This is a genomic window from Bacillus cereus group sp. MYBKT14-1, from assembly GCF_051915185.1.
In the GTDB taxonomy this organism is placed as follows: Bacteria; Bacillota; Bacilli; order Bacillales; family Bacillaceae_G; genus Bacillus_A; species Bacillus_A cereus.
On record NZ_JBQAEF010000010.1, the window covers coordinates 143,628 to 161,456 of the forward strand.

Consider the following 17,829-nt stretch of genomic DNA (forward strand, 5'->3'; position numbering starts at 1 on the left):
GGATGGCTAAGAAGGGGAATGTATTACAACAACTCGGTTCTTTAATCGGTTTAGTATTAATTATCGTCGTAATTACAGCTTTAAATCCAGCGTTCATTGAAATTCCAAATTTATTTAATATACTGCGTCAAGTATCGATTAATGCGCTTATTGCATTTGGAATGACCTTCGTAATTTTAACAGGGGGTATTGACTTATCGGTAGGTTCTATTTTAGCATTATCAAGTGCACTTGTTGCTGGAATGATGGCAAGTGGCATGGATCCGTTCCTTGCAATGGCAGTTGGACTATTAGCAGGTCTTGTAATGGGAATTGTAAACGGTATCATCATTGCGAAAGGAAAAGTAGCTCCATTTATTGCAACTTTAGCAACAATGACTATTTTTCGTGGGTTGACGCTTGTTTATATGGACGGACGTCCGATCACTGGTCTTGGTGATCATTTAATGTTCCAAATGTTTGGTCGCGGTTATTTTCTTGGTATTCCGGTACCCGCTGTTACAATGATGATCGCTTTCGCAGTACTGTACTTCATTTTGAAGAAAACGACATTTGGTCGCCGTACATTTGCAATTGGTGGAAATGAAGAAGCAGCAGCACTATCAGGTATTAATGTTACGAGAATTAAAGTAATGATTTACGGTCTTTCCGGAATTTTGGCAGCGCTTGCAGGTATTGTCTTAACATCACGATTAGATTCTGCACAGCCGACTGCAGGTACTTCTTATGAATTAGATGCAATTGCAGCAGTTGTATTAGGTGGAACAAGTCTTTCTGGGGGAAGAGGATGGATTGTTGGTACATTCATCGGTGTACTTATTATCGGCGTACTAAATAACGGTTTAAATTTATTAGGTGTATCTTCTTTCTTCCAACAAGTTGTAAAAGGACTTGTAATCTTATTAGCTGTATTAATTGATCGTAGAAAAGAAGCGTAATGGAGGGACAGTTCATGAAGAAATGGTTACTTATACTCGTTGCATGTATTATGGTCATTACTGCTGGTTGTTCAATGGAACCGCCAGAATGGGCAAAGGATTCTAGCGATAAAGGTCGAAATAAAACTATTAAAGTTGGATTCTCTGTTTCAACTTTAAATAATCCCTTCTTTGTAACTTTGAAAAAGGGGGCAGAAAAGAAAGCGAAAGATAGTGGCATCGAATTGATTGCTGTTGATGCGCAAAATGATGCAGCAAAGCAAACGAACGATGTCGAAGATTTAATTCAAAAGGGTGTCGATGTAGTTGTTATTAATCCGACCGATTCAGATGCTGTTGCTTCAGCAGTAAGTGCAGCAAACGCAGCAAATGTTCCTGTTATTACAGTAGACCGCGTTGCGAATTCAGGTAAGGTTGTTTCTCACATTGCATCTAATAATATCGAAGGTGGTCAAATGGCTAGTGATTACATTCGTGAATTAGTCGGCGAAGGAGCAAACGTTGCTGAGTTAGAAGGAATCCCTGGATCGTCTGCTGCTCGTGAACGTGGGAAAGGATTCCATAACGTAGCCGATAAGTCTTTAAAAGTAGTTGCCAAACAAGCGGCTGATTTTGATAGAGCGAAAGGATTATCTGTTATGGAAAACATTTTGCAAGCAAATAGCGATATTAAAGCCGTGTTTGCTCATAACGACGAGATGGCATTAGGTGCACTTGAAGCATTGAAGTCTGCTGGAAAAACAGATGTAGTAGTTGTTGGATTTGATGCAACAGAAGATGCTGTGAAAGCGGTTAACGATGGGCGTATGGCTGCAACAGTCGCTCAAAAACCAGAATTAATCGGAGAGAAGGCGATGCAAACAGCAAAAGAGATAACACAAGGTAAAAAAGTGGACAAATCTATTCCGATTGAATTAGAGCTTATTAAGAAAAATAAATAAATATAAAATGAAAATTAGGAAGGAAGAACAACAAATGAAATTCTTTATTGATACAGCAAACATTAACGAAATTAAAGAGGCAAATGAATTAGGCGTATTAGCTGGAGTAACGACAAATCCATCACTTGTAGCAAAAGAAGGCGTAGATTTCCACGAGCGCATTCGTGAAATTTGCAACGTTGTAGAAGGACCTGTAAGTGCAGAAGTAATTAGCTTAGAAGCTGATAAAATGATTGAAGAAGGAAAAGAATTAGCGAAGATTGCTCCAAACGTTGTTGTAAAAGTTCCAATGACAACAGAAGGTTTAAAAGCAGTAAAAGCGTTCTCTGATTTAGGAATTCGTACAAACGTTACATTAGTATTCTCAGCAGTTCAAGCATTACTTGCTGCTCGTGCTGGTGCAACGTACGTTTCACCATTCTTAGGTCGTTTAGATGATATCGGTCATAACGGTATGGATTTAATTCGTCAAATCGCAGAAATCTTTGCAATTCATGGTATCGAAACAGAAATCATCGCAGCATCTGTACGTCACAGCGTTCACGTAACTGACGCAGCATTAAACGGTGCACATATTGCAACAATCCCAGCAAACGTAATTGCTTCATTAGTGAAGCACCCATTAACAGATCAAGGAATTGAGAAATTCTTAGCTGATTGGGAAAAAACACAAGAGAAATAATAGAAAAGCAAGAATCCTAGTTTAATTGACTAGGATTCTTTTTTATTTAAAAGAATTTTCATGCAATTTTGCATATTGTCTTTTAAATTTGTTATATAAGATATTTAATATATATCACATAACTCTTTATTTTTAATATTTCGACATAAAGTGAAACTTTAATCAGTGGGGGCTTTGTTCATCCCCCCACTGATTATTAATTGAACCAAGGGATAAAAAGATAGAGGGTCTGACCAGAAAACTGGAGGGCATGATTCTATAACAAAAAGCTTAATGTTTATAGAATTATGTCTTTTTATATAGGGAGGGTAGTAAACAGAGATTTGGACAAAAATGCACCGATTTATCTGAATTTTAAGTTTTATAAAGGGGAGAAATGGAATGAGAAGAAAAGCACCATTTAAAGTGTTGTCATCATTAGCAATTGCGGCAATTATCGGATGTACATCTGTAATGAGTGCTCCGTTAGCATATGCAGAAACGGTAGCAAAAGAGAAAGATAGTGTATCTACAACACCAATTGATTACAATTTAATTCAAGAAGATCGTTTAGCGGAAGCTCTGAAAGAAAGAGGAACAATTAATCCAGCATCTTCTAAAGAAGAGACGAAAAAAGCTGTTGAGCAATATATTGAAAAGAAACAAGGAGATCAGGCGAATAAAGAAATTCTTCCAGATGCTCACTCACAAGAAACATCTGATTTCACAAAAAAAGTAAAAGAGAAAAAGATGGAAGAAAAGGAAAATGTAAAAAAGGCTGAAAAAAATGTTAGCCTTGAGCAAAAGCCAGAACCAAATAAAAAGCAATTGAATGGGCAAGTTCCAACTTCAAAAGCAAAGCAAGCTCCATATAAGGGATCTGTTCGATCGGATAAAGTATTAGTGTTACTCGTTGAATTTAGTGATTATAAACATAATAATATTGATCAAACACCAGGTTATATGTATTCGAAAGACTTTAGTAGAGAACATTATCAAAAGATGTTGTTCGGTAATGAGCCGTATACTTTATTTGATGGTTCAAAAGTAAAAACGTTTAAACAATACTATGAAGAGCAGTCTGGTGGTAGTTATACGACAGATGGATATGTAACGGAGTGGCTAACTGTTCCAGGAAAAGCATCTGATTATGGAGCTGATGGTAGCAGTGGTCACGATAATAAAGGTCCAAAGGGTGCACGTGATTTAGTGAAAGAAGCTTTGCATGCAGCTGCTGAGAAAGGACTAGATTTATCTCAGTTTGATCAATTTGATAGATATGATACAAACGGGGACGGGAATCAAAATGAACCTGACGGTGTAATTGATCATTTAATGGTAATCCATGCTGGTGTTGGTCAAGAAGCTGGTGGCGGTAAATTAGGTGATGATGCGATCTGGTCACATCGTTCAAAATTAGCAGTAGATCCAGTAGCGATTGAAGGTACGAAATCAAAGGTAGATTACTTTGGTGGTAAAGTAGCAGCACATGATTACACAATTGAACCAGAAGATGGAGCTGTAGGTGTGTTTGCACATGAATTTGGACATGATCTTGGATTACCAGATGAATATGACACGAAATATACTGGAAATGGTTCACCAGTCGAAGCTTGGTCATTAATGAGTGGAGGTAGTTGGACAGGGAAAATCGCAGGAACAGAGCCGACTAGTTTTTCACCACAAAATAAAGACTTCTTACAAAAGAATATGGGTGGCAACTGGGCAAAAATATTAGAAGTAGATTACGATAAAATTAAGAGTGGTGTGGGAGTTCCTACCTATATTGATCAAAGTGTTACGAAATCAAATCGTCCAGGCGTTGTACGTGTTAACTTACCAGGTAAAAGTGTTGAAACGATTAAACCGGAGTTTGGAAAGCATGCATATTATAGTACAAGAGGCGATGATATGCATACAACGTTAGAGACACCATTCTTTGATTTAACAAAGGGAACAAATGCAAAATTCGATTATAAAGCAAATTATGAGTTAGAAGCAGAGTGCGATTTCGTCGAAGTACATGCAGTAACAGAAGATGGAACGAAAACATTAATTGATAGACTTGGGGAAAAAGTAGTCCAAGGAGATAAAGATACAACAGATGGGAAATGGATTGATAAATCATATGATTTAAGTCAATTTAAAGGCAAAAAAGTGAAACTACAATTCGACTATATTACAGATCCGGCTGTAACATATAAAGGTTTTGCGATGGACAATGTAAATGTAACTGTTGATGGACAAGTTGTATTTTCTGATGATGCAGAAGGACAGTCTAAAATGAATTTAAATGGTTTTGTTGTTTCTGATGGGACAGAGAAGAAAGCTCATTATTACTACTTAGAGTGGAGAAATTATGCGGGATCAGATAATGGTTTAAAAGCAGGAAAAGGTCCAGTGTATAATACAGGTCTTGTCGTTTGGTATGCAGATGATAGTTTCAAAGATAACTGGGTTGGGGTGCATCCAGGTGAAGGATTCCTTGGTGTTGTAGATTCTCATCCAGAAGCGCTAGTTGGTAATTTAAACGGAAAACCAGCATACGGTAATACAGGCATGCAAATTGCAGATGCAGCATTTTCATTTGATAAAACACCAGCATGGAGTGTAAATTCATTAACACGTGGTCAGTTTAACTATTCTGGATTACAAGGTGTTACAACTTTTGATGATTCAAAAGTATATAGTAACAAGCAAATTGCAGACGCAGGAAGAAAAGTTCCAAACCTTGGACTTAAATTCCAAGTTGTTGGACAGGCAGAAGATAAATCGGCAGGCGCTGTTTGGATTAAACGTTAATAACATAAAAGCACATTCTTCATATGAAGAGTGTGCTTTTTAATTTGTACAGTAAGTTATTATTTTAGTTTATCCCGCATTAACGGTCAGTAAGATCCCCACCTCAAAATTCAGTGGAAGTAAAGAAGTTAGTTGTGAGATCAACTGCCCGTAAAAGCCCGATTGGTTCAACTAATAATCAGTGGGGAGGAACAAAACCCCCACTGATTAAAGTTTCACTTTATGTAATACAAGTGTTTATTCATGTGTACTGTATCAAATTATGTGGGGAAAGGAAATATTTCCGAGGAAATTGTCGAAGTATCGTCAGTATTTATAAACTTTCTGTTTAAAAGAAGAGATGTATTATTGCCTTTACGGCTCAATTTATTTACATTGTTATTTGGTTATACACAAAAGTAATATATTGGGCAAAAAGAGTTCTATTCGATAGGGCTCTTTGGTTTTGTATTTGATATACAAATATTAACCTCGATTGTTTGGAAATGTATCTTCTTGTTTAGCGTCAGTTGGACTTTAACTGCAGTTTTTGTTTTTCGTTTATATGAAGAGCGAGATGAGCCATTACCTTTTATATTTAAATTAATTGGCATTATTCCAACGCTTCCATTGTATTATGGATTATATAAATATGCATTTTAAAAAAGACAACGATGGATTATCCCATCATTGTCTTTTTTACTTTGCTTCTTACATAAATCATCCCAGCAAATGTTAATAAAAATGCTGTCCCGATAATGAAGCTGATGCTAGGTGATGCTCCGATTGCGCCGACTGTAAAGGAGCCAGCAACAACTCCTAATGAGAAGAAGGCATAAAATAATCCGAATGCCTTTCCGCGATTATCGTCTGTAGTATTTTCAACAAGTAAAGCGTTAATAGACGGAAAGAGGATTGCGAATCCAATTCCATAAATCATCATTACGATAAAGAGCATACCTTTTGTAGCAAATAATCCGAGTAAAGATAATGCGAATGCCATAACTGCAATTCCGATTAGCATTAGTTTCGAACGATTAAATCGATCATAAATACGATTTGTTGGAAGCAAGAAGAAGAGGATAGCAGTTATACCAAATACACTTAACATCATGCCTGTTGTAGATGCTTTAAGCGCTAATGCCTCAACTTTTACTGGTAACATATAAGTGACAATTCCTTGTGAAAACATTAATGTGAAAGCACCAATATATGCTTGTAATAACGGTTCTGATTTTAAAAGTTCAACCATATCTTCTTTGTTCATCATTTGCGTTCTTGATGTATCTTTTCTTGATACGTTATTTGGTAAGAAGAATAGAGATACGATCGTACCAAGAGCCATTAAAATAGAAATAGTAATGAAGACCCACTCTACGCCAGCTGTTGCTTTCATAATACCGCTGAAAGCAGGTCCTACGATTGCGGCTGTTCCAACAGCAGCACCAGATAGAGCCATTGCTTTTCCTTGTCTTTTTGCATTTGTTTGTTTTGATAAAAATGTAAAGGCAGCAGGAATTAAAAAGCCATCACTAAATCCATGCATAAAGCGCACAACTAATAGTTGTTCACCACTTTGAACAACGGTGTATAACAAGACTATGAAACTCGTAATTCCCATGCTTATATAAAGGATTTTTTTTGCACCAAATTTATCGACAGCGGCTCCAGCAATAATATTACCGATCATATTAGCGAATGAGTACATACCGACAACTAGCCCGATAATAAGAGGAGTTCCTCCAAGGCTTTGAGCGAAAGTACTCATAATAGGTAATTGTGAAAATGTATCTAAAAATGCCACGATAACGATAAAGTAAATAAAATATTTCAAGCGATATTCACCTCTCCTATGCTATTATGGCACAATGCTAATTTCACCTGCAATGAAATTGAATTAACAGATGTGGAAAAAAGTACAAAGTGACAAAATATTGAACTTTATTTGTAAAAAATTAGTGGGGATGTGATTGTTTTTTTGAAATATATGGATAGAAGTATTATAATAGAATTGTAAACTTCACCAGGTTAAGTATATACATAGAGAGGGATGTATAAAATGAAAGCACTACTTTGGCATAATCAACGTGATGTACGAGTAGAAGAAGTACCAGAACCAACAGTAAAACCAGGAACAGTGAAAATCAAAGTTAAATGGTGTGGTATTTGTGGGACAGACTTGCATGAATATTTAGCAGGGCCTATTTTTATTCCAACAGAAGAACATCCATTAACACATGTGAAAGCACCTGTTATTTTAGGTCATGAGTTTAGTGGTGAGGTAATAGAGATTGGTGAAGGAGTTACATCTCATAAAGTGGGAGACCGCGTTGTTGTAGAGCCAATTTATTCTTGTGGTAAATGTGAAGCTTGTAAACATGGACATTACAATGTTTGTGAACAACTTGTTTTCCACGGTCTTGGCGGAGAAGGCGGCGGTTTCTCTGAATATACAGTAGTACCAGAAGATATGGTTCATCACATTCCAGATGAAATGACGTATGAACAAGGTGCGCTTGTAGAACCAGCAGCAGTAGCAGTTCATGCAGTACGTCAAAGTAAATTAAAAGAAGGGGAAGCTGTAGCGGTATTTGGTTGCGGTCCAATTGGACTTCTTGTTATCCAAGCAGCTAAAGCAGCAGGAGCAACTCCTGTTATTGCAGTTGAACTTTCTAAAGAACGTCAAGAGTTAGCGAAATTAGCAGGTGCGGATTATGTATTAAATCCAGCAACTCAAGATGTGTTAGCTGAAATTCGTAACTTAACAAATGGTTTAGGTGTAAATGTTAGCTTTGAAGTAACAGGTGTTGAAGTTGTACTACGCCAAGCGATTGAAAGTACAAGCTTCGAAGGACAAACTGTAATTGTTAGTGTATGGGAAAAAGACGCAACAATTACTCCAAATAACTTAGTATTAAAAGAAAAAGAAGTTATTGGTATTTTAGGATACCGTCACATCTTCCCAGCTGTTATTAAATTGATTAGCTCCGGTCAAATTCAAGCAGAGAAATTAATTACGAAAAAAATTACAGTGGATCAAGTTGTTGAAGAAGGATTTGAAGCACTTGTAAAAGATAAAACACAAGTGAAAATTCTTGTTTCACCTAAATAAGATAGAATCGAATAGAGTAGCCCTTTTCTAGAAATAGAAGAGGGCTACTTTTTTTCTATACTGAAAGGTGATAGACTTTCCTTTGACTCAATGTATTTTTGTTTGGAAGGGAGAATCTAATGCTTTCATTTTTGTTAACTTTAAAGCGAATGTTAAGAGCCTGTTTACGAGCGTGGAAAGATAAAGAATTTCAAGTATTATTTGTATTAACAATTTTGACTTTAATATCGGGTACGATTTTTTATAGTACAGTTGAAGGATTACGTCCTATTGACGCTTTATATTTTAGTGTGGTCACGTTGACGACTGTCGGTGATGGGAATTTTAGTCCGCAAACTGATTTCGGAAAGATATTTACAATCTTATACATATTTATTGGGATTGGACTAGTGTTTGGATTTATTCATAAGTTAGCAGTTAATGTACAATTGCCAAGTATATTATCGAATAGAAAAAAAGAGTAAAGCATTCAGATGCTTTACTTTTTTTTTACATTAGTTTAGACAAGCCTTAATAATAGTTTATTAAAATGAAAGTGTATTCATTCATTATATTCACTGTGTATAAAGTTATAATGATATGAACATTTGCATATTTTAATTTATTGATAGAAATTTCATGAAAGGTGGGATATTCTAGTCATAGGTTAACCGGATGACATCATAGGATCCTAACAAAATGTTTACAATAATTCAATTATAAAATGGAGGATTTTATATGAAAAAGAAAGTACTTGCTTTAGCGGCAGCTATTACATTAGTTGCTCCATTACAAAGTGTTGCATTTGCTCATGAAAATGATGGGGGACAGAGATTTGGAGTTATTCCGCGCTGGTCTGCTGAAGATAAACATAAAGAAGGCGTGAATTCTCATTTATGGATTGTAAACCGTGCAATTGATATTATGTCTCGTAATACAACACTTGTAAAACAAGATCGAGTTGCACTATTAAATGAATGGCGTACTGAGTTAGAGAACGGTATTTATGCTGCTGACTATGAAAATCCTTATTATGATAATAGCACATTTGCTTCACATTTCTATGACCCTGACAATGGGAAAACTTATATTCCATATGCAAAGCAGGCAAAGGAAACAGGAGCTAAATATTTTAAATTAGCTGGTGAGTCTTATAAAAATAAAGATATGAAACAAGCGTTCTTCTATTTAGGATTATCTCTTCATTATTTAGGGGATGTAAACCAACCGATGCATGCGGCAAACTTTACGAATCTATCGTATCCACAAGGATTCCATTCTAAATATGAAAACTTTGTAGATACGATAAAAGATAATTATAAAGTAACGGATGGAAATGGATATTGGAACTGGAAAGGTACGAATCCAGAAGATTGGATTCATGGAGCGGCAGTAGTTGCGAAACAAGATTACGCTGGCATTGTAAATGATAATACGAAAGATTGGTTCGTGAGAGCTGCTGTATCACAAGAATATGCAGATAAATGGCGCGCTGAAGTTACACCAATGACAGGTAAGCGTTTAATGGATGCACAACGTGTTACTGCTGGATATATTCAGCTTTGGTTTGATACGTACGGAAATCGTTAAGTATTTAAAAAAGGTCAAATCTCAGAATAGAGTATTTGGCCTTTTTATCACTATACAATACATGGAGGTATGAAACGTGAAAGGTAAATTGCTAAAAGGTGTACTTAGCTTAGGTGTTGGTTTAGGAGCTTTATATAGCGGAACGTCAGCTCAAGCAGAAGTGTCTACAAATCAAAATGATACATTAAAAGTGATGACGCATAATGTATATATGCTATCAACAAACTTATATCCGAACTGGGGACAAACTGAGCGTGCTGATTTAATCGGGGCGGCAGATTATATAAAGAATCAAGATGTAGTTATATTAAATGAAGTGTTTGATAATAGCGCTTCAGATCGTTTATTAGGGAATTTGAAGAAAGAATATCCAAATCAAACAGCAGTATTAGGTCGTAGTAGTGGAAGTGAATGGGATAAAACGTTAGGAAACTATTCATCTTCAACTCCTGAAGATGGTGGCGTTGCGATTGTGAGCAAATGGCCAATCGCTGAAAAGATTCAATATGTATTTGCAAAAGGATGCGGGCCAGATAATTTATCGAATAAAGGATTTGTATACACGAAAATTAAGAAAAATGATCGTTTCGTTCACGTGATTGGGACGCATTTGCAGGCTGAAGATAGTATGTGCGGAAAAACTTCACCAGCATCTGTACGTACGAACCAATTAAAAGAAATTCAAGATTTTATTAAAAATAAAAATATACCAAATAATGAGTATGTGTTAATTGGTGGTGATATGAACGTAAATAAGATAAATGCAGAGAACAATAATGATTCAGAGTATGCATCTATGTTTAAAACATTGAACGCTTCTGTACCATCTTATACTGGACATACAGCGACTTGGGATGCAACGACAAACAGTATTGCAAAATATAATTTCCCTGATAGTCCTGCCGAATATTTAGATTATATTATTGCAAGCAAAGACCATGCGAACCCATCGTATATAGAGAATAAGGTGTTACAGCCGAAATCTCCACAATGGACTGTTACATCATGGTTCCAAAAATATATGTATAATGATTACTCTGATCATTATCCAGTAGAGGCGACTATTTCTATGAAGTAGTTTCAAAAAGTTTCTTCGTAAAGAAGAAACTTTTTTTATTTGCAAACAGGAAAATCATACTTTCTTTCCAATATGTATAAGACATATTGAAAAGAGGAGAGAAAAATGTGGATCGAGGAATTTTTAAAGAAGTTCCATTACCGTGTGCATTTTTGGATGAAGTGGCTTTAGATAGAAATATTCAATCGATTATAGAGTTAAGTGGAAATAAGAAGATTCGTATAGCGAGTAAATCGTTACGTTCTGTTCCGATTATGCAAAAGATTTTAGCTGCAAATGATCGATTTCAAGGTATTATGTGCTTTTCACCTAGAGAGGTTTTATTTTTAATAGAACAAGGATTTAATGATTTATTGCTCGGATATCCTGCTTATGATGAAAGAGCTTTGTGTGAAATTAGTTTGCTAACAAAGAAAGGTTTCATTATAACTTGTATGGTGGATTGTGAAGAGCATATTGTGTATTTAGAAAAAATTGCTGAGAAATCTAAAGGATGTTTTCGTGTTTGTTTGGATATTGATATGAGTAGTCGTTTCTTTCAATTTCATTTTGGTGTACAAAGATCCCCAGTAAAAAATGTGCAGGATGCGTTGAAAGTAGTAGAAAAGGTGAGAAGGTCATCATATTTAATGTTAGATGGTGTGATGGGTTATGAAGCTCAAATTGCTGGGGTGGGAGACCATATACCGAATCAATGGCTGAAAAGTAAAGTGATTTCGTATTTAAAGCAGAAATCAGTGCTAGAAGTGAAAGAAAGAAGAGAACATATTGTAAAAGCAATACAAAAACTTGGTATTGAGCTAAGGTTTGTAAATGGAGGCGGAACAGGAAGCATAAAAACAACTGAGAAAGATAATTCAGTTTCAGAGATTACAATAGGTTCTGCTTTTTATTCTCCGAAGCTGTTTGATTATTATAAAGAGGTGAAATTTCATCCAGCGGTCGGATTTGCTTTACCAGTTGTGCGTAAACCAGTCCCGTTTATTTACACTTGCCTAGGTGGTGGGTATATTGCTTCAGGAGCAGTTGGAAAAGATAAAGAGCCTGAAGTTTGGAGACCGAAGGGTGCAAAACTATTAGCTTTAGAAGGTGCTGGCGAGGTACAAACGCCAATTTTTTATAGCGGCGAGGAACGAGTGGATATAGGAGAGTCCATTTTGTTTCGTCATAGTAAGGCTGGTGAATTATGTGAGCGCTTTCCTTTTTTGTATCGTGTTAAAAAAGGAGAGATTGTTGGGGAGTATTCAACATATCGGGGGGATGGCCAATGCTTTCTATAAAGGGGAAAAAGTGGAGAAATTGGACAGGGAATGTAGAAGGAACGCCGCATTATACGATGTATCCAGAAAGTATACAAGATGTAGTAGAAGTTGTGGGGCTTGCGCGAAAAAAGGGAAAGAAAATTCGTGTTGTCGGTTCAGGACACTCGTTTACCCCCCTTGTGCAAACGGAAGAAGTTTTAGTTTCTTTAGATGAATTGAAGGGTATTGTGAATATTGATGCAGAGAAGATGGTTGCTGAAGTATGGGCAGGAACAAAGTTATATGATTTAGGGAAGTTACTTGAGGAAAAAGGCTATGCGCAAGAAAATTTAGGGGATATTGATTCACAATCTATTGCAGGAGCGATTAGTACGGGGACTCATGGAACGGGTATTACCTTTGGGAGTTTATCAACACAAGTTATAGAGATTACGGCAGTTCTATCTAATGGTGAGAGTATAGTTTGTTCGGAAACTGAGAACGTAGAATATTGGAGAGCGTTTCAGTTGTCACTTGGAATGTTAGGTATCATTGTAAAGATAAAATTAAAGGTTATTCCAGCGTATTCACTCGTTTATGAAAGTGAAAAACAGTCATTATCCACTGTAATGAACAAACTAGAAGAATATAAGAAGCATCGTCATTTTGAATTTTTCGTTTTTCCTTATTCTGATGAAGTACAAGTAAAACTTACGAACGAAACAACGAATACAGGCAGTGATTTGAAATGGCATAAATTAAAGGTGGAGTTACTTGAAAATAGGATGTTCTCTTTACTATCTAAAGGGTGTAAATGGTTTCCTTCTATAAGTAAAGGAGTGAGTCGATTATCAGCTAAAGCTGTACCAAACACAAAAATAATTGGCCCGAGCTATGAAGTATTTGCTACATCACGTACGGTACCATTTTATGAAATGGAGTATAGCATTCCTTCAAAGTATATGAGGACGGTTGTAGAAGAAATCTCAAATCTTATTGAAAAGAAAAAGTATAAGGTGCACTTCCCGATCGAATGCCGCTATGTGAAAGGTGATGATATATGGCTTAGTCCAGCCTATGGAAGAGATTCAGCGTATATCGCTGTTCATATGTATAAAGGTATGAAATATGCTGCTTACTTTGGCGAAGTGGAAAAAATTTTTCTGAAGTATGAAGGGCGTCCGCATTGGGGGAAAATGCATACATTATCGTATGAGCAATTACAAGATATATATCCAGAGTTTCATTCGTTTTTACAGGCGAGGAAGTCTCTAGATGAACTTGGAATGTTTTTTAATCCTTATGCAGAAAAGTTATTTATCCCGCTATTTGCCGGGCAGTAAGACCCCCACTGATTAAATTTTCACATTATGTATATAAAAAAGCTGACAAATAATTATTTGTCAGCTTTTTTTAGTGTAATTGCATTTCTTGTATGACTAATATGTTCATAAAATAGTAGTTTATCACGGCTAAATACATGCAGTAAAACATGAATAATGAATAGGCCGTTAATGATAAATAGGAATAACAATGTAACGAGTAATACTAAAGGTTCTGTATGATTTAACATAGAGCTACTAGAAAGAATATAATTGATTCCGCCTAACGCAAAATAAAATATACCGTAGCGAATAAATAGTTCTTTTAATGTAATACGATCTGATTTTCCTTTCAGATGAATGCGAAGCAATGCTTTCCCAATTGTTTTTCCATTTGTAAAGTATGGAATAAGAATAAAATAAATAAGGATTGAACACGTAATGAAAATGAGTTCATACATATTCGTGTAAGATTGCATATTAGAAACGAAGAAAGAATTTCCTTTGTTTTTAACGACAGGTACGACGATAGATAAGAAAATCCAATCAATTTGCATTGCGATAAGGCGACGAATGAATCCGACTGGTTTCGTTTCCAAATCAATATGACTATCTAACTCGTTTGTCTTCGGAAGGAAGTACGTAAATATTGGTGCAATGATAAAACCAATTACGCCACCTAATGTATTTAAAAACAAATCATCGATATCAAATAATCGGTATGCACAATTGTATATACCGTATAATCCAGTCACTTGTGTTAGCTCGAAAAATAGTGAAAGGAAAAAGGAAATGCAAATTGTTTGTAAGAAACTACGTCGGAAATAATAACGTAAGTAAATACCGAATGGAACAGTTAATAGAACATTAAATGCAACTTGTAAAAACGCAGACTCTTTTAATAAGTAGAAATAAGTAGCTGGTTTCGTTAAAACTGCCGATGTATGACTACTAATCTCTTGTATGAAATAAAATGGTGAGAGTTGCATGTGTTGTGTATTAGCTGGTTGTAGGCTACAAGTATCAAACGTTTGTGGTAACGGCAAAATAACAAGAAAATAGGCATTTAATAAGTAAAGTAATAATGAGTATAAAATAAATGAGCGCCATTTATTTAAATAACCGTATTTTCGATAATTAAATATTAAAAAAGGGATTAAAAGAAACATTGCTAAAAAGGGGAATAAAATAAATGCTGTTTTTACTGGAAATAAATATGCAGTCAAAGTAAAACTCCTTTCAATGAAAATTCGTTTATCATTATAGCGCTAAAAATATTTAAATACAAAGTTAAAATCTTTCGAAATAGAAATAATTACTAATTTTATAGGAATTAAGTTATAATAAATTTAATATGAGGATATTATGATTATGTAAGTTGAGAGAGGGTACAAGAGATGCGATATGAACTTTTTTCTGTAAGTGGGGATCATATTACGACTTTTGAAAGTGCATGGCGTTTTCAGGAGGGAGAACAGATTTTTGTTCATGATGATCAAACAAAAAGAAACTTTATTATTATTCGTCTGACGCATGATGTATTTCAACAAAATAAACATGTTATTCGTTTGTATTGTCAAGAGAAGAAAGTGTATGCATAAGAGAAGCCCTCTTACAGTATGAAAAGTAAGAGGGTCCTTATCTTGTTATTTGTGAACAGCCCGATTGATGAGGGCTGATTAAAGTTTCACTTTATCATTTTGCCCCTCGTAAGGAATAAAAAGAGAAGGGTTAATGCACATAGGTAGCATTTGATTTGGAAGAAAGTATATAGCCTTGTATTTTGTGCTTCAAAGTTACATGGCCTTCTCTTTGAGAAAGCCATGTATGGTAATCTTGTTGTGTTTTCCATAACAGACGAATCATATATTCTGCCTTATCATTTGTACGATGAACATGTGAAAACTCTATGTTAATACAACCGTTCGTTCCAGGGGAAGGATAATATTGTTTAAGCCCATAAAGTAGCTCATTTTCATATTCGTACTTAATGTGAATGAGTTTAGTAACTATAAACATATAAACACCTCTTTTATGATAATAGTAGGAAAGATAGAATTACTGTAATAGTAAACTTAAATAATATTATACTATTCAGAAAATTCTAAGTAAATAATAGATTTTAACTTAATAGATGTATAAAAAAGCGAGTCATTCTATTACACTAGATGACTCGCTTTCAATTTGTAAGTTTTACTTTATAAGAAAATAAGAGTAAGTACACCTACGATAATACAATAGAAAGAGAAATATTTTAAATTTCCTTTTGCCATAATGTTCATAAACCATTTTAGTGAAATATACGTCATGATAAATGTTGCGATGAATGCAACGACATATGGTACGAATAATGTGTCTAGATTTGGATCATTTGCAATGTCTGTAATGCTTAACAATAAGCCACCTAAGCTAACAGGAATGTATAGTAAGAATGAGAAGCGAAGTGCTGTTTCTTGCTTCATACCAAGTAACATTGCTGCTACGATTGTGGCACCAGATCGGCTTATTCCGGGAATCAGTGCGCAAGCTTGTGCTAATCCGACGATGATTGCATCTTTCATAGAAAGGTCGCCATCATTTTTACGACCGCGTAAATTTCTAATAATCCAAAGGCCGACAGCAGTAATAAGAAGGGAAATCCCAACCATCTTCACACCTTTTAAGTACTGATCGATGTAATCTTTAAATAAAACACCAATAACACCTGCTGGAATGGTTGCAATAACAAGATAAATAATAAAGAAGAAATCTGATTTTGCGTCTTCTGCTCTTGTAAATATATAAGAGAGACCATTCTTCGTTAGACGAATTAAATCATTTCTATAAATAAGTAATACAGCTAATAATGAAGCTGAATTAACAAGTAGTTCGAAGCTAAACCCTTCTATTTTTAGTCCTAGCAAATGTTGTGCTAAAACGAGATGACCACTTGAAGAAATCGGAATTGGTTCTGTTAGTCCTTGGAACAGACCGAGAATTAAATATTTTAAAACGTAGTAAAATTGTTCCATAATAACCTCCTTGTTTATTAGTTGAAAGAAACAACTTTTCCATTATAACAAAGATATGGATGAATATTGAAAAGAAATAAATATTCAAAATAAAATAAAAATCCCTTATAGCAGTATAAGGGATTTTTATTTTTAATTAAGAAGTTACTGTTTCTTGAAGACTTTTAGACAATTGAACATCGACTTTTTCAGCATCATGAATATGATTCATAATAGTAGTATTTAATTTTTGGAACATTTGTTGTGTGTTAGCGAATTCTCGTAATATGTCATCATTACAAGACTTTTGGTTTTCGATAGCCTTAATAACATTTGTAGCACCATTTTGTAACGTTTGAATCATAACTAAAATATTTTCAATTCTAGCATTTGTATCGGCGCTCATTTCTACACCTTCATCGACTAAATGTAAATTATCTTTTGTGTTATCATATGCTTTTTCAATTTCTTCTTGAATTTTTTTCGTTAAGTTGCCGATGTTTTTTGTACTTTCTGCTGTACTTTCCGCTAGTTTTCTTACTTCATTGGCAACGACAGCGAATCCTTTACCGTGCTCTCCAGCACGTGCGGCTTCAATACTCGCATTTAATGCAAGTAAATTTGTTTGTGCTGCAATGTTTTGAATGACTTCTACAATTTGCTCGATTTCCTTTGAGCGTTCGCTTAGATGATTCATACTATTAGACGTGCGTTGAGATTGTTCACCTAATTTATTAATTACAATAAGTAAGCGGTGAACGGATTCTTTTCCTTCATTAGAGCAGTCAATAATTTCTGCAATAGACTGAATTAAGCTTTGTTCCTTTTGTAACATTTCATTATTTAACTCATTGGAATGTGTCGTACGTGTTGAAACATTTTCGAAACATGAACTTAATTGTTGAACTAAGTTTTGAAGTGTATTGTGTTGGTTATTTACAAGTTGATGCTCTTGGACAACGCTTTGTACACGATCGTGGATAGTAGAAATAGTCTCTTGCTTTTCAATATCTTTTTGTTTTAATTCTGCTTCTAATTCTTGTATACGCTCTTCTAATTGAGCAATTGTATGTTGGAGTGATTTTTTTTGAGTAAACATGTATTTATTTCAACCGCCTTCGAAAGTTATATTTTCTCTATATTTGGATTTTAGCATCTTTTGTATTTTTTAAATATAGGAATTGTTAAATATTTAA

Annotated in this window: 16 protein-coding genes and 1 pseudogene; 12 read left to right on the forward strand and 5 right to left on the reverse strand. The window is 35.0% G+C overall.

The genetic code is table 11. The features are described from left to right. Window positions 1–2 precede the first annotated feature (2 nt). The 5 genes and pseudogenes from ACTFO4_RS22330 to ACTFO4_RS22350 all read left to right on the forward strand — a co-directional run. A complete protein-coding gene (locus tag ACTFO4_RS22330) occupies window positions 3–938 on the forward strand; it encodes an ABC transporter permease subunit (RefSeq protein ID WP_001074641.1) in 936 nt (311 codons plus the stop codon). Window positions 939–952: 14 nt separating this feature from the next. Further along, the gene (gene rbsB, locus ACTFO4_RS22335; protein WP_000758976.1) at window positions 953–1,879 is read left to right on the forward strand and encodes a ribose ABC transporter substrate-binding protein RbsB; all 927 of its coding nucleotides are present in this window, start codon (window positions 953–955) and stop codon (window positions 1,877–1,879) included. Between the two features lie 34 nt (window positions 1,880–1,913). Beyond that, the gene (fsa, locus tag ACTFO4_RS22340) at window positions 1,914–2,561 is read left to right on the forward strand and encodes a fructose-6-phosphate aldolase (protein ID WP_000667670.1); all 648 of its coding nucleotides are present in this window, start codon (window positions 1,914–1,916) and stop codon (window positions 2,559–2,561) included. A 381-nt stretch (window positions 2,562–2,942) separates the two neighbouring features. Continuing rightward, window positions 2,943–5,342: a M6 family metalloprotease immune inhibitor InhA2 gene (gene inhA2 / locus ACTFO4_RS22345; RefSeq protein ID WP_001252986.1), complete on the forward strand. Its 2,400-nt coding sequence runs from the start codon at window positions 2,943–2,945 to the stop codon at window positions 5,340–5,342. A 429-nt stretch (window positions 5,343–5,771) separates the two neighbouring features. Further along, a pseudogene (locus tag ACTFO4_RS22350) lies at window positions 5,772–5,984 on the forward strand (hypothetical protein); the annotation flags it as partial. 16 nt (window positions 5,985–6,000) lie between these two features. Here ACTFO4_RS22350 and ACTFO4_RS22355 read toward each other — a convergent pair. Continuing rightward, window positions 6,001–7,155 (reverse strand): MFS transporter, encoded by a 1,155-nt coding sequence (locus ACTFO4_RS22355; RefSeq protein ID WP_000873271.1) that lies wholly within the window; start codon window positions 7,153–7,155, stop codon window positions 6,001–6,003. A 225-nt stretch (window positions 7,156–7,380) separates the two neighbouring features. Between ACTFO4_RS22355 and bdhA the strand changes: the two genes are divergently transcribed. The 6 genes from bdhA (at window position 7,381) to ACTFO4_RS22385 (ending at window position 13,664) form a co-directional block, all read left to right on the forward strand. Continuing rightward, window positions 7,381–8,433 (forward strand): (R,R)-butanediol dehydrogenase, encoded by a 1,053-nt coding sequence (bdhA, locus tag ACTFO4_RS22360; protein WP_000645827.1) that lies wholly within the window; start codon window positions 7,381–7,383, stop codon window positions 8,431–8,433. A gap of 119 nt (window positions 8,434–8,552) precedes the next feature. After that, window positions 8,553–8,897, forward strand: a complete 345-nt coding sequence (locus ACTFO4_RS22365) for a potassium channel family protein (protein ID WP_000948210.1) — start codon at window positions 8,553–8,555, stop codon at window positions 8,895–8,897. A 253-nt stretch (window positions 8,898–9,150) separates the two neighbouring features. Continuing rightward, complete coding sequence (cerA, locus tag ACTFO4_RS22370; protein ID WP_000730997.1) at window positions 9,151–10,002, forward strand: phospholipase CerA; 852 nt, start codon at window positions 9,151–9,153, stop codon at window positions 10,000–10,002. Between the two features lie 76 nt (window positions 10,003–10,078). Next, window positions 10,079–11,080 carry a sphingomyelinase C gene (gene sph / locus ACTFO4_RS22375; RefSeq protein ID WP_017673720.1) on the forward strand — a complete coding sequence of 334 codons (1,002 nt, stop codon included), beginning with the start codon at window positions 10,079–10,081 and terminating at the stop codon, window positions 11,078–11,080. 107 nt (window positions 11,081–11,187) lie between these two features. Then, a complete protein-coding gene (locus ACTFO4_RS22380) occupies window positions 11,188–12,360 on the forward strand; it encodes an amino acid deaminase/aldolase (protein ID WP_000373754.1) in 1,173 nt (390 codons plus the stop codon). Then, window positions 12,348–13,664: a D-arabinono-1,4-lactone oxidase gene (locus ACTFO4_RS22385; RefSeq protein WP_000948912.1), complete on the forward strand. Its 1,317-nt coding sequence runs from the start codon at window positions 12,348–12,350 to the stop codon at window positions 13,662–13,664. Before ACTFO4_RS22380 ends, ACTFO4_RS22385 begins: the two co-directional genes overlap by 13 nt. A gap of 53 nt (window positions 13,665–13,717) precedes the next feature. On the opposite strand, the gene ACTFO4_RS22390 is transcribed toward ACTFO4_RS22385, so the two are convergent. Next, the gene (locus tag ACTFO4_RS22390) at window positions 13,718–14,869 is read right to left on the reverse strand and encodes a VanZ family protein (protein WP_000128025.1); all 1,152 of its coding nucleotides are present in this window, start codon (window positions 14,867–14,869) and stop codon (window positions 13,718–13,720) included. A gap of 171 nt (window positions 14,870–15,040) precedes the next feature. Here ACTFO4_RS22390 and ACTFO4_RS22395 point away from each other — a divergent pair, with 171 nt between their 5' ends. After that, window positions 15,041–15,244 (forward strand): hypothetical protein, encoded by a 204-nt coding sequence (locus ACTFO4_RS22395; protein ID WP_001268332.1) that lies wholly within the window; start codon window positions 15,041–15,043, stop codon window positions 15,242–15,244. A gap of 130 nt (window positions 15,245–15,374) precedes the next feature. On the opposite strand, the gene ACTFO4_RS22400 is transcribed toward ACTFO4_RS22395, so the two are convergent. The 3 genes from ACTFO4_RS22400 to ACTFO4_RS22410 form a co-directional block, all read right to left on the reverse strand. Further along, window positions 15,375–15,662, reverse strand: a complete 288-nt coding sequence (locus ACTFO4_RS22400) for a hypothetical protein (protein ID WP_000471238.1) — start codon at window positions 15,660–15,662, stop codon at window positions 15,375–15,377. 179 nt (window positions 15,663–15,841) lie between these two features. After that, on the reverse strand, window positions 15,842–16,654 hold the full coding sequence (locus tag ACTFO4_RS22405; protein WP_000434794.1) for an undecaprenyl-diphosphate phosphatase: 813 nt from the start codon (window positions 16,652–16,654) through the stop codon (window positions 15,842–15,844). Between the two features lie 136 nt (window positions 16,655–16,790). Continuing rightward, window positions 16,791–17,732: a methyl-accepting chemotaxis protein gene (locus ACTFO4_RS22410; protein ID WP_000495031.1), complete on the reverse strand. Its 942-nt coding sequence runs from the start codon at window positions 17,730–17,732 to the stop codon at window positions 16,791–16,793. Window positions 17,733–17,829 lie beyond the last annotated feature (97 nt).

Excerpts from the sequence above, each read along its gene's own strand:
- ACTFO4_RS22365 (WP_000948210.1), top strand. The coding sequence starts at position 8,553 with ATGCTTTCATTTTTGTTAACTTTAAAGCGAATGTTAAGAGCCTGTTTA.
- bdhA (WP_000645827.1), top strand. The coding sequence starts at position 7,381 with ATGAAAGCACTACTTTGGCATAATCAACGTGATGTACGAGTAGAAGAA.
- ACTFO4_RS22395 (WP_001268332.1), top strand. The coding sequence starts at position 15,041 with ATGCGATATGAACTTTTTTCTGTAAGTGGGGATCATATTACGACTTTT.
- inhA2 (WP_001252986.1), top strand. The coding sequence starts at position 2,943 with ATGAGAAGAAAAGCACCATTTAAAGTGTTGTCATCATTAGCAATTGCG.
- ACTFO4_RS22385 (WP_000948912.1), top strand. The coding sequence starts at position 12,348 with ATGCTTTCTATAAAGGGGAAAAAGTGGAGAAATTGGACAGGGAATGTA.
- ACTFO4_RS22405 (WP_000434794.1), bottom strand. The coding sequence starts at position 16,654 with ATGGAACAATTTTACTACGTTTTAAAATATTTAATTCTCGGTCTGTTC.
- ACTFO4_RS22330 (WP_001074641.1), top strand. The coding sequence starts at position 3 with ATGGCTAAGAAGGGGAATGTATTACAACAACTCGGTTCTTTAATCGGT.
- ACTFO4_RS22400 (WP_000471238.1), bottom strand. The coding sequence starts at position 15,662 with ATGTTTATAGTTACTAAACTCATTCACATTAAGTACGAATATGAAAAT.
- cerA (WP_000730997.1), top strand. The coding sequence starts at position 9,151 with ATGAAAAAGAAAGTACTTGCTTTAGCGGCAGCTATTACATTAGTTGCT.
- fsa (WP_000667670.1), top strand. The coding sequence starts at position 1,914 with ATGAAATTCTTTATTGATACAGCAAACATTAACGAAATTAAAGAGGCA.
- rbsB (WP_000758976.1), top strand. The coding sequence starts at position 953 with ATGAAGAAATGGTTACTTATACTCGTTGCATGTATTATGGTCATTACT.
- ACTFO4_RS22410 (WP_000495031.1), bottom strand. The coding sequence starts at position 17,732 with ATGTTTACTCAAAAAAAATCACTCCAACATACAATTGCTCAATTAGAA.